Annotated in this window: 11 protein-coding genes; all 11 read right to left on the reverse strand. The window is 52.8% G+C overall.

Annotation, left to right across the window (positions count from 1 at the left end; translation table 11 throughout):
* Positions 1-6: 6 nt before the first annotated feature.
* Positions 7-843, reverse strand: a complete 837-nt coding sequence (locus tag J4772_RS22560; RefSeq protein WP_116061511.1) for a carbohydrate ABC transporter permease — start codon at positions 841-843, stop codon at positions 7-9.
* Positions 836-1,717, reverse strand: coding sequence for a carbohydrate ABC transporter permease (locus tag J4772_RS22565; RefSeq protein ID WP_116061512.1), 882 nt, complete (start codon positions 1,715-1,717; stop codon positions 836-838). The genes J4772_RS22560 and J4772_RS22565 overlap by 8 nt, the downstream gene beginning before the upstream one ends.
* Positions 1,718-1,795: 78 nt before the next feature.
* On the reverse strand, positions 1,796-3,154 hold the full coding sequence (locus J4772_RS22570; RefSeq protein WP_116061513.1) for an ABC transporter substrate-binding protein: 1,359 nt from the start codon (positions 3,152-3,154) through the stop codon (positions 1,796-1,798).
* A 240-nt stretch (positions 3,155-3,394) separates the two neighbouring features.
* On the reverse strand, positions 3,395-4,420 hold the full coding sequence (locus J4772_RS22575; RefSeq protein WP_209071473.1) for a LacI family DNA-binding transcriptional regulator: 1,026 nt from the start codon (positions 4,418-4,420) through the stop codon (positions 3,395-3,397).
* Between the two features lie 44 nt (positions 4,421-4,464).
* Positions 4,465-5,541, reverse strand: coding sequence for a GNAT family N-acetyltransferase (locus J4772_RS22580; RefSeq protein WP_209071474.1), 1,077 nt, complete (start codon positions 5,539-5,541; stop codon positions 4,465-4,467).
* A 238-nt stretch (positions 5,542-5,779) separates the two neighbouring features.
* The gene (locus tag J4772_RS22585) at positions 5,780-6,838 is read right to left on the reverse strand and encodes an ankyrin repeat domain-containing protein (protein ID WP_209071475.1); all 1,059 of its coding nucleotides are present in this window, start codon (positions 6,836-6,838) and stop codon (positions 5,780-5,782) included.
* 68 nt (positions 6,839-6,906) lie between these two features.
* Entirely contained in the window at positions 6,907-7,545 is a 639-nt protein-coding gene (locus J4772_RS22590; protein ID WP_209071476.1) for a PAQR family membrane homeostasis protein TrhA, read from the reverse strand.
* A gap of 17 nt (positions 7,546-7,562) precedes the next feature.
* Complete coding sequence (locus J4772_RS22595) at positions 7,563-8,960, reverse strand: sialate O-acetylesterase (RefSeq protein ID WP_209071477.1); 1,398 nt, start codon at positions 8,958-8,960, stop codon at positions 7,563-7,565.
* Between the two features lie 190 nt (positions 8,961-9,150).
* Entirely contained in the window at positions 9,151-10,137 is a 987-nt protein-coding gene (locus J4772_RS22600; protein ID WP_209071478.1) for a Gfo/Idh/MocA family protein, read from the reverse strand.
* Positions 10,138-10,253: 116 nt separating this feature from the next.
* Entirely contained in the window at positions 10,254-11,060 is an 807-nt protein-coding gene (locus tag J4772_RS22605) for a polysaccharide deacetylase family protein (RefSeq protein WP_209071479.1), read from the reverse strand.
* Positions 11,061-11,204: 144 nt separating this feature from the next.
* Positions 11,205-12,068: a DUF72 domain-containing protein gene (locus tag J4772_RS22610; RefSeq protein ID WP_209071480.1), complete on the reverse strand. Its 864-nt coding sequence runs from the start codon at positions 12,066-12,068 to the stop codon at positions 11,205-11,207.
* Between the last annotated feature and the right edge of the window lie 534 nt (positions 12,069-12,602).

A 12,602-nucleotide genomic window follows, 5' to 3' on the forward strand; every position in this document is an offset into this window, starting at 1 on the left:
TCTCTCCTATCCTTTCATTCCAGTCGAAGCGATGCCCTGCACGAACTGCTTCTGCGCAACCAGATATACAGCGACTACCGGCAGCGTCGTAATGACCGCGCCCGCCATAATGACTGCCTGACTTACGCTCCCCGTCTGGTTTTTCAAATACAGCATGCCAAGCGGCAGCGTGTATAAATCCTTCGTCTGCAAATAAATGAGCGGCCCCAGCGTATTGTTCCAGGCCCCCATAAAGGTGAAAACGCCGAGAGCGGCGAGTGCAGGTTTGCACAGCGGCAAATAAATTCTGACAAAAATGCCCGGCGGACTGCATCCGTCGATAACAGCCGATTCGTAAAGCTCCTTCGGCAGCGACTTGATATATTGGTGCAGCAGGAAGATTCCGAACGCGCCGGCCAGAAAGCTTGGAATAATAAGCGGATAATACGTGTTCAGCATGCCGAATTGCTTCCAGATGAAATAGGTCGGGATCATCGTCACTTGACCGGGGATCATCAAGGTCGCCAGCATCGTAATGAAGATCAGAGATCGGCCCTTGAACTCGAACATGGCCAGTCCGAAAGCGACGACCGCACAGCTCAGAAGCGCCCCGATCATGTCAAAGAATACGATGATAAAGCTGTTCAATGTATAGCGTTCAAAATTAACTTTGTTCCAAACCTCGGTGAAATTTCCGAAGTCGACGGGATCGGGAATGATCTGCGGCGGCATCGCGGCCAATGCCCCGGTTGTCTTCAGCGATGTAGAAACCATCCAAACGAAAGGGAAAAACATGACGATTGCACCGGCTATCAGAAACAGGTAAATGATCATTTTGATCGGGAGGGGAGTAGATCTAGTCATAATGCACCCACTTCTTCTCAAAGTACCGTTGGAACAGCGTCACAGCCAGAATAATAAAGAATAGTATCCAAGCCATCGCGGATGCAGGCCCCATTTTGAATAGAATGAACGAATCGCGGTATACGACAAGATTCGGGATCATAATCTCTCGTGAAATGCCCGCTTCGATTCCCCCGAAGATCCCGAGAAATACATCGAACGCCTGAAACGCGGATATCGTTGATAGAATGACAACGAGATAAACCATCGGCGTTACAATCGGGAATACAATGTGCGTAAGCTGCTTCCAGCCGGAGGCGCCGTCGATCTGGCCTGCTTCCAGCACTTCCTTAGGTACGTTCTGCATGCCGGCAAGCAATATAATCATCGATTGCCCTACGCCCTTCCACACGTTCACAAGCGCAACGCTGCCGATGACGACAATCCACGATTTATTGTCTATCCAATGAATAGGATCGATATGCAACAGACTAAGAAACCAGTTGATCACCCCGTACTGGTAATTAAACATCCAAGTCCAGACCACGCCGCCCGCAAGCCAAGGCGTTACAACTGGCATAAAATAGAACAAACGGAACATGGATTTGGCCCGAATCGCCTGATTTAACAAAAATGCGATCAAAAAAGCAAATAGCGTTTGCATGGGTACGAAAATTAGCGCAAATGCAAACACGTTTCGCATCGAAATCCAGAATTCATCCTTATGAAACATCGTCGTCCAGTTTGTTAACCCCACCCACTTGGGAGCGTTAAACAAATCGTACTGCGTAAAGGAAATATAGGCGGAGAAAGCAACAGGAAATATTAGAAATACAACGACATTAATGACGAACGGGAGCGTAAATAGATAACCCCAGTAATTTTGCTTGCGCATAAAGCTCCTGCCTTTCTACGCATTGAAAGGCGCCAGCCCCAACAAGGCAGCACCTTTCAACGATATACGAACGATGGATTATTGATTTTCGTCCAACACTTGCTGAACGCTCTTATGAGCGGCTGTCAAAGCGTCTTCTACACTCTTCGTCCCTTGAACAACCGCATCATTCACCTCTTGCTGAACAAGCAATCTCCACTCCGCCCAGCTCGCGTTCTCATCCGTCGTTACGCCGCCCTCGGATACGCCTTCGATAAAGCCATTTTTGTTCAATGGCTTAGTTGTGCTCGTTCCAAACACTTCGTAAGCGGATTTTTTGACCGGGATCGACGCACCGCTTTCCGCAACAATCTTCTGCGCTTCATCGCCCAGATAGAACTTCAGGAATTGCCATGCCGCTTCCTTGCTATCGTCCGATGCTCTGGACGAGATCAGCCAGGAATTTGTAACCATCGGCACGTAGCGATTGCCGTCTACCGCTTTCGGCACCTTCACGACATCCCAATCCGCATCCGGGAAGCTCGTATTCATTCCGACTTGCTGGCTGTATTGCATCAGGTACATAGCCGCTTTACCGGTTGCGAACACGTCCATCTCGGTGCCGTTCACTTTTATGAAGTCGTTATTCGTAAAGTAGCCTTCTTCGATGCCTTGCCGCAATTGCTTCAATCCTTCGAGCGTTTTCGGATCGTTAAGCATCGATTTCGTTTTGGTATCGTCGAGAACCAAGCCGCCCGCTTGCTTGATCCACGGGAACCATCCCGTTGCAATCGACGTATTTCCGATATACCCGACTTGCTTCGTATCTTTGCCTTCTTTGATCGTCAGCTTCTTCGACGCTTCGATCAAGTCGGCGAAAGTCCAATCGTCTGTCGGCAGATCTACGTTGGCCGCTGCGAAAGCGCTCTTATTGTAAGCCAACGCCACCGCATTAATACCGTGAGGAACTCCCCACACTTGACCTTCCGATGTCTTGGCCGAGAATAGAGCATCAATATAATCCGAAGCGTTCAGATCGCGCTCGATGTAAGGCCCCAAGTCTTCGGCAACGCCGCGCTTGCCATAGCCCAGAATGGTAGCGTTCTCTTGGAACCACACATCGGGCGTTGAATTGCCGGCAATTTGCGTGGCGATCTTGGATACGAAATCGCCCCATGGCGCGTCTTCAACCTTGACTGTAATATGCGGATGAGTGGCGATGAACTGATCGATAATCTCTTTCTTCGTAACATCATAGGAGCCCGGCAAACCGATGGTCAACGATAGCTGTTTCGTAGGCTCGCTCGATGGCGGCGCCGACGACTCGCTCGCTTGCGGGGATGCGTTCGATGGCGACGCGGCCGGCGAATTCCCAGAACCGCCGTTGTTAGACGAACACGCCGTGAACACTAGAGACATAGCTAACATAGTCGTCCATAACCCGTATTTCTTTTTCAAAACCTACCAACTCCCTTTTCGTCTTATAAATTGCGTTTAATCGGGATAACAGAAATCGTTAACGTCCACAGAAAGAAGTAAAAGTAATCGATTTCTATTTGGATTATAGCATGGAAACCCTTTCAAGGCAACTTTTCTGTCAATAATTCTATGTGAAATCACTCATAAATCCATTTTTAAACATTGTATTTAGTAATCGAGTACTTTAGTGTGTAGAGCTTTACCTGCCATAGCTCTAGTCTATCGCGGCTCGACAGAGCCCCTTTCCAGCAGCTCCGGCTGAAGAATAATATCATACGCGGGCACATCCGCTCCATTCATCTTATCCAGCAGCATTTTGCAAGCAAGCTTGCCCATTTCATAATCCGGCTGTTTAATTGTCGTTAGCTGCGGATTAATCATCTGACCAAGATCAATGCCGTCAAAGCCGATAACCGATATGTCTTGCGGCACGCGGATATTCCGTTCCGACAATTCGCGAATGACGCCGAACGCCATCATATCGTTACAAGCAAATATAGCGGTCGGCGGTACGGGCCTGCCTAGCAGCCTCGCCGTCAGCATCTTGCCTGTATCGAATTCCGATAAGGCATTGTCGACGAAGTCCGCCTTCGATTCTTCCACCAGCGGTTCAAGCCCCTCCAGCTTCATCGCTTCCATGTAACCGGACAGGATGCTTTTGCGGCTTGGCCGATCGACTTTCGAAGTCACATAGCCGATCCGCGTATGCCCTTTGGATTGTAGGAACTTCGTCGCCAAGTGCCCCCCTTTCTGGTAGTCGAATTCGATCTGGCTGATCTGATCTTCTTCAATCTTCTGATCAATGGCGATTACATGTACGCCCGCTTTAATCATGCTCTTAAATTGAGACTTGTCGCTGGAGATCGAGGAGATCACAACGCCTTTAATTTGTTTCTCCAGAATCGTCCGTATATATTCATCTTCCAGCAGCGGATCATGAAGCGAATTGCAAGCAATGACAGTAAAATTGTTATGCCGGGCAATCTCTTCAATCCCGAACAAGACAGACGAGTAGAACGGGTTCATAATCGAAGGAACAATGACCCCGATTGTTGTACTTTTGCTTCCCTTCAGTTGCCGGCCAAGCAGATTCGGAACATAATTCATCTCCTCGGCAAGCGACAATATACGCTCTCGCTTTGCCTTGCTGACCGGGTAGCTGCTATTGCTGAGTACGCGCGACACCGTCGCCGATGAGACATTGGCCGCTCTGGCTATATCATGTATCGTTGTTGGTTTATTCATAACTATCCCTCGCTCGCGATCAAATGCATCTTACACTTCAATGCCTACACATAATTTAATCCCACGGTATACGGAAACGGCAAAGGCAAATCTTCCGTTTCGGGATGACCGGAGGAAGGCGGATCGAATAAAGCTCGAATACGCCGCTCATCGTCGAGCGGTTCCAACTGCGCCTCCAGTTCCGACGCCGATCGATTTGTTTCCATCAAATACGGTTCCAGTTGAACGCATAGCTGCCGCAGATTGACCAAATGGATCAAACCTGAATTCTGCAACGTCTCGCTCGGAATCGCTCGGAAATATTCATGCAACTGCCGCTCGTACCAATTGACTTGAACCTCAAGCTGATCCCACACCCCCGCTCCAAGGTTATGGGCATAGATCGCACATAGCGCCTCGGTATCGCCGGCCCACTCCACTACGAATGGGGAACGTGCGGATAATGACTCTGAAACGTCGCCCTCGTCAGGAGCCGCAATTACTGCAAAAGCCTTAACTTGCCCGCCCTGTTCGGCAACCCATACTTGATGGTGAAACATAACATTGCTTGCATAAGCTTCGCTACAGATCAATGCGGCTATATCCGTCAAGCTTTGCTCATAACAGCTGAATCGCGCCCTGGCCAATTCGGTCAGTCGGAACAAATCCGTAGGCAGCCATCTCCTCACCTGAATTCCGGAAGCTGCCCCCTGAACATTCCTGGCAGACAAAGAATAGCGCTTCATACTGCCGAACGGATAGCAACCTGCTCGCTCGTAGAGAGAGCGATGTCCGGACACTAGAATCAACGAGGCTTCCGATGCCTGGGCATGCTCGATAACCGCGGACATTAAGCCGCTTGCATACCCTTTCCCTCTCGCCTCCGCATGCGTACACACTGCCCCAACGGAGTAGATGCGCAATCTCGCTTTCCCGATCTGTATAATCGCGGGAACAAAGCCCATAAAAGCGACCAGCCTGTCTTCTTCAAACGCACCGAACGACTGTCCCAGACTTAATGAAAAAACGTTGGGATAGGCTGTCCCCATTGAAATCTGCCGCTCATTGCGGAATACGCTGTCCGCCAGCCGTATTGCCGATTCCTTCTCAACTGCCGTTTGTAGCAATCGAATGTTTGCCATCTTGTTATCTCCCAATTGTGCAAATGTAACATCTGTAAGTTACTTGATTATAGCAATAGAAAGAACGTGAAAGCAATCGGTTTCTATCGATAGGATGACTGCAATCGGCTCGAAACCGGCGCCCTCGCCTCTTTATCATTAACCTGCGGAAATGGTAACGGACTTGTCCCTTGGCAGCGAATGTCCATTACGTTTGATCGTACCCGACTGGAAGGGAAGGGGCCCGGTTCACCCTTGCTCAATAATCGGTCTTGCCCAACGGGAGAGGGTCGGGATTTTGACTAACCCAGATCACAGCCCATTCGCATAAACGGTTCAACTCCTCATCGCCATCGCCATAGCCGCTTCTTCGAACCTTGTCGACCACCAGCCCCGCTTCATCCAGCAACTCGGAAGGCAGCGGATTCCCGGCAGCGAGCACTTCCTTGTATTTATCCAGCATTTTTTTAAAATAGGGCCCCCAGTTTCCGCCGCCGTTGCGGAATATTTCATCACGCACCTTGCCTGCGATCCGGACAACCTCGCCTTGCGCCGTTTGCGCAGAACCGCTTGATGGAACCAGCAAAGCCCACAAATCGCTGAAATTTTCCTTCCAGTTCTGCTTCTGCAACAGGATCGGCGCTTTGCCGTCGTGCATTTGCCGTCTGGCAACAGGTTCTACCGCAAACAGCTCGTACAAGCGATACAACCCTTCTTCCGTCTCCGCAAACCTATCTTTGTTGAAGTTGGCTCTATGGAACTCGAAATTTTCGCCTAAACGCGTCACCGCTGCCCGCATCGTTTCGGTTATCTCCACACCCTTGCTTAACAATAAGTCCGATATTTTCGCGAGGTTGGCAAGGTGGATGTTGCCACCGTTTATAAGGGCTTTATCCAGCGGAGTCATCCTGCCTTCATTCACAGCCCGAATATTGGCGCCATGATTAACTAGCTGTTGCACACAACGAAAGTTGGCAGAACCTGCGGCCATATGCAGCGGCGTATCGCCATATTTGTCCTTTAGTTCAACATCGGCGCCCAGCTTCAAAAACACTTCCACATCTCCGCTCATTCGCATGGAATGTGCATGCAGCGGGGTCCTGCCATAGGCATCGACGGCGTTAATATTGGCCCCTTGCTCTACCAGCCAGCGCACCCATTCATCAGGGATATTGAAGCAACTGAGCGCCGGCTCTTTCATATAGTTGCCGCTGTAAGCATCCAACTCGCATTTTCTGAACACGGCCTTTAAGGCTTCGATATCCTTTTTTTCAATCAAAGCGTCAAAATCCTTGGGTAAAGTTTTTCGTTTGGCCATGTGATCACCTTCAATCCCTTAATAATAGTCGACAGGCGGCAAGGATAGGATCCATGAGGAACAACGGGTTACAGCACGTACAGCAGGATCGCGAAGAAATGAAACACGGACCCCGCGACGACAAACAGATGCCAGACCGCGTGATGATAAGGAAAACCGCGCCACACGTAGAACACGGAGCCGATCGTGTAGAGCAGCCCCCCGATGATCAGCAGTCTGAGCCCTTCGGGAACGAGCAGCGCGTTCAGCGGTTTCCAGGCGAAGACGATCAACCAGCCCATCAGAACGTAGAACAGCGTAGACAGCACCAAGAACTTTTTTGTGAAGAACGCTTTGAACACGACGCCGGCTATCGCCAGCCCCCAGACCACCCCGAACAGCGACCAGCCAAGCGGGCTACGCAGAGTTACCAGCAGAAGCGGCGTATACGTGCCCGCGATGAACAAGTAGATGCAAGAATGGTCGAATGTCTCGAACAGATCCTTGACCTTGCCTTCCGGAAAAGCGTGCACAAGCGTCGAAGCCGTGTATAGCAACAGCATCGTTACGCCGTAGATCGTAAAGCTGACGACGTGCCAAGCCGTGCCTTCCAGACTTGCGAAGACGATCAACAGCACAAGTCCGGCAATGCTGAGCAGCGTTCCGATCCCGTGCGTGATCGCGTTGGCGATCTCTTCTTTTTTCGTATAGACGTGAGTATCCGCCATCGTCGGCACCGCCTTTCTCAGTTGTGAACAGGATAGCGATAAAACGACAACATCGGCATGTAAGTCAAGCTATCGACCGGAAAGAAGGCGGCAGGATTTCTCTCGAATCCGCCATGAAGAAAAGCCTGACCTTCGAGAGGACGCTTCAGTTTAATCCGGATTGCGTTCCTCCCGGAGATCGACCAGGCTTCAATCTCCGCCCGGCCAGCCTCGTCCTCGATCGTAAACACCGGCTGGTTTGGCCCAATCGTCAGCAGATGTCCTCCGACATGGTCGTAGGCAAGCTCGACGGCAGGCTTTCCGTCATCGGAGACGAAATAGCGTGCGTCGGCGATTTCCGGGGCCCGGAAATGGACATCTTTGCCGTAGACGGAAGCCAGCACCGCACGGGCCATGCGCTCGCCGATCAGCAGATTGCCGGCCGGGCTGTTGTGAATCTCGTCGGACAACGGACAATCGATCGCCGGAATAACCGTCACATGCGGAACGTCGCGAGCCGCTTGTCGTTGATGCTCCCGCACGAGCCCCCACGCTTGGTCGTCCTCCTCCTTCGTGTCGATTCGCGTATAACGGTTCAACTGAACGGTGGCGAACGGGAGCTCCGGTTCGCCCAGATCGGCCCGCCACCGCTCGACCATCTGCCGAAAACGCGCTCCGTAAGATTCGTATTCTCCCGGATAACAATCGTTGCACCCTTGATACCAGACGACCCCTTTTACCAAACCGCCCGCCTCACGCACGATGCTCAGCATGTTGCGGTAAAGCCTCCCGTCCTCTCCAGGGTTCCACGCCTTCAGCGGCGAGCCGCCAAGCGCCGTCTGCACGAGGCCGATCGGGTAGCCGGTCTCTTTCTTCAACAGCTTGGCAAAAGCGAGAAAAGGAGAATGGCCCGGGTTTGCCATCTCTCGATTGACGATATGAAGCGTATCGGTCGATTCGTTAAAAGGATGGGTAGCAAGGTCCCACCTGCCGTTGTTACGCAGCAAATGGATGCCAAGCTCCGGCGGATCGTTAACCGGTCCTTTGCCGTAGCCGGCCGCATTGCTCTGACCGGCGATAATCCACAGATCGCCGACGCCGACATGATGAATCATATCGCCGCGAAAGGCCCATTCCATTGCGGGATTGCCGTCGACTTGCAAGCATGTCTCGATCCGGTACAGGCCGCCTGCCGGAACGTTGTTCAAGACGACGCTCCAGCCGCCTTCCTCCGTCATCTCCGCCATCGTCCAATCGACGACCGTCTCCCCGCTCTCTTCGCGAATGACGCGGGCATAAGCCTGAGCCTTGCGAACCGGCTCGTCCATGCGCCACTTGCCGGACAAACCGATAGATGCCGCTCCGTTTCTCTGCTGCACGATCGCCCATTGCTGCGGCCCTTGCTCCACGATAACTCCGATTTGTTTATTTTCCACGATTATTCGCCTCGCTGCGCTAGATTTGCGGACGGTCGCTTGACCAGGTAGAGGCCAAACAGCAGCCCGAGAAACGCGAAACCGGCCATGCCGCGGTACAAAACGGCTCCGCCGAACTCTTCGATCACCCAGCCTCCGGTCTGCGAAGTACAGAATTGAATGCCCGAAGCCGATTAACGGTCGACACGCCTTACTCCTTGTCCGCCGGATATTCGAGTCCCGTCTGCCTGCGGGCTTCGTCCATCAGCTCCATCACCTTAATCGAGCTGTCATAGGAATTGATGTCGGATTCCCGTTTCCCGGCCGCGAGCAAATCCGCAAACTCACGTACCTCGTAATACATCGCGTTATCTTCTTGAGGCTGCGTCAGCTCCTCGATCGAACCGTCGCGATATCGAATGTGCGCATTGTCCGGGCGGCTGATTTTATCGAATACGATCGTGCCGAGCTCCCCTTGAATTTCTGCGCTGGCGTAGGAATCCACAATTTTCGAATAATGGACGACCGCGTCCATTCCCTCGTAGCCGAGCAGCAGGCTGCCTGCTCCGTCCGCGCCTGATTCCAGTATATAGGCGCTAGCCTGAATGCGTTCCGGCGCTCCGAACAGTACTACGAGCGGATAGAGGCAGTAGACGCCCAGATCCATCAGCGAGCCGTTCGACAGGGCCGGGTTAAAGGCGTTCGGCAGTTCTCCGCGTTTGTACAGATCATAGCGCGAAGAGTATTGACAGTAGCTTCCGGAGTACCGGCGCACTTTTCCGATTTTATGCAGATTGTCCCGCAGCGCGCGGAACGTCGGCGTAAACGTCGACTTCATCGCCTCCATCAGCAGCACGCCGTCCCCTTTCGCAGCCTCGACCATGCGGCGCACCTCGCGAGCGTTGGAGGCCAACGGTTTCTCGCACAGCACATGCTTTCCCTTGCTCATGCACATGATGGCTTGATCGGCATGAGCCGCGTTCGGGCTGGCTATGTAGACGGCATCAAGCTCCGCGCTGGAGGCGAACCGTTCCAGATCCGTATACACGTGCGGAATGCCATGCTTGTCCGCGAACGCGCGGCCTTTCTCCTCTGTTCGGGAATAGACCGCAGTCAGCTCAATATCGTTGTTTCTTTTTGCCGCGTCGATGAAATCCTCCGTAATCCAGTTCGTTCCGATGATGCCGAATCTAAGCATAAGTTGCCAATCCTCTCGTCTTTATATAGGTTAAACCAATGAATAGGAAGCTCATTGCATTCCGAAAGCTCCCCTCCGATGCTATCTCCCTCCTGAAACCCGAACAGGTAAAAAGCCTATAATGAGAGCGTCGCTCCCGGTTCAGCCTTCACCGGTTCCCCATCAACGCTGAACCATACTTCGATGGCGGACGGGTTATGTACCAATTTCCGATTTACCGAGAATCGCAGTGCATCCAGCGCCCTGCGATAAGCGATCAACTCTGCCATTGTTGCAGACCAGATAGCAGGATGGCCGCCAAGCCGTTCACCGATTTGATCCATCAGCTCCCAATTGTTGTCATGCTCGAATTCGTAACTATGTCCCCATATGAACAACAGCTCCATCCGACTCTGGTGAGGCTGTGACTGTAAAAAACGTTCAGTCGCTTGAAGCCCCTCTTTATGATGACAGGTCGGATGCCAGCGCAGCGGATCGTCTGGCATCCGAAACTCGCCATGGCTCCCCGTGGTGCGGGCATACTCGATGCCGAGCGACGGCAATATGGCTACGACGCGGTCATTGCTGGTGCCGAAAGGGTAGCTCATGCCACGCACCGGGTATCCGACCAGTTCCTCCAGCGCCGCGCGGTCCGTCATAATTTCGTGTACGATCTGGTCGTCGGGCGATTGATCCAGAAACGGATGGTCAACCGTATGAGCCGATACTTCGTGCCCTCTGAATAGCTCGGCAACCTCTTCTGCGCGAATGTACCCTTCCTTCCCGAAGAAGCCGGAATTCAGGTGAAAGGTTCCTTTCAACCCGTAGCGATTCATCGCCGCGACAAGTCTGCGGTCATACTCCCGCCCATCGTCGAAGCTGAATGTAACCGCCCGGTGCACACCGCCTGGAAAGCGATCAAATTTGATTTTAGCTGTCTCCATTACTAGCGTCCCCCTCCGTTATAAAAAGAAAAATGCTCCTTAATCTGATCCTTATTCGTTGTCTCCCTCGCGTAAATCGGAAGGAACGACAAAAAAACAGCGCGAAAATGGCGTATACTTCGCTGCGCCTTTGTTCCGCCTTAGCTAGAAATTAAACAAATCAAGCTGCTCCGGCTCGCGAACGACCGGAAGCTCGTATACGGCCTGTCCCAGCAAACGCATCATCTGCTTGGCGTTTCCTGCCGCATGCCCGCCAGAGTTATTGTTGAAAATGACACCGACGATACGACTGCCTTCCGCCAACCGTGCAAGGGTTGCGCCCCATTCGTTCAGCTCGCTCTCGTTGTAATCGTATAAATAGCGAACTTCTCGCCAGTTGGCGTTGCCGCTTTGATTCCAGCCTCCAACGTTCCGGCCGTGCATGCGGACAAGCGTCAAATCCGGACAGGTCGCCTCAGGAACGGTCGGAATCGAGCCGCTGCTCGCCTGCGGCTCGTCGCAGACGCTATGAATCCAGCCTTCGTCGCGCATGAACGCAATCGTCTTCTCCTTCATCTCGGGAGCGAACCAGCTCTGATGCCTGAATTCGAGCGCGCAAGGAAAGCCTTCCATTCGCTTCTTCGTCTCGCGCAGCAAACGAACGTTTTCCTTATTGCAGTCGAACCAGGGCGGATATTGGAACAGCGCGGCCGTCAGCTTCCCGGCTTCTCGGAGCGGCGTCAAGCTGTCTCGGAACGCGCCGTACATATCGTTGTCATTGTCGTAATACGGCTTGCCTCTCAAGTGTCCCGTCATCCCCTGGTAAGCTTTGACGACAAAGCCGAAACCCTCCGGGGTCTCCTCCGCGTAACGCGCCATTCTGTCCGGAGGCTGCACCGCATAGAAGGCGCTGTCCATCTCCACAATGGCAAAATGCCTGGCGTAATCCTTAAGCTTGTCCTTCGCCGCCGTTCCGGGCGCGTACAGCGAATCGTGATCCCCCCACCCGGTCAAGCCTATTACGATCATTGTACGTTCCCCTCGCTTTCCTAACCAAGCGGCCATAATTCGAGTCTAAAGCTTCGGAGCGCGTTGTTCAAGTTCATTTGTCGACGGTTCGAATGGGGAAACTCTGGAGAGACAGGAGCCGAGGCAAAAAAATGCCTCCACGCACCCCGAGTTGAGGAGTGAAGGCCACAAAAGTGCCTTGGCGCACCACGAGCCGAGGAGTGAAGGCCACAAAAGTGCCTTGGCGCACCACGAGCCGAGGAATGAAGGCCACAAAAGTGCCTTCACGCACCCCGAGCCGAGGAGTGAAGACCACAAAAGTGCCTTGACGCACCCCGAGCCGAGGAGTGAAGGCCACAAAAGTGCCTTGGCGCACCACGAGCCGAGGAGTGAAGGCCACAAAAGTGCCTTCACGCGCCACGAGTTGGGGAGTGGAGGCAAAAAAAGTGCCTTCACGCGCTCCGAGCTGGGGAGTGAAGGCCACAAAAGTGCCTTCACGCGCCCAGAGCTGGGGAGTGAAGGCCACAAAAGTGCCTTGGCGCACCACGAGCCGGG

Origin of the sequence: Cohnella sp. LGH (assembly GCF_017671885.1) — a bacterium.
Classification (GTDB): Bacteria; Bacillota; Bacilli; order Paenibacillales; family Paenibacillaceae; genus Cohnella; species Cohnella phaseoli.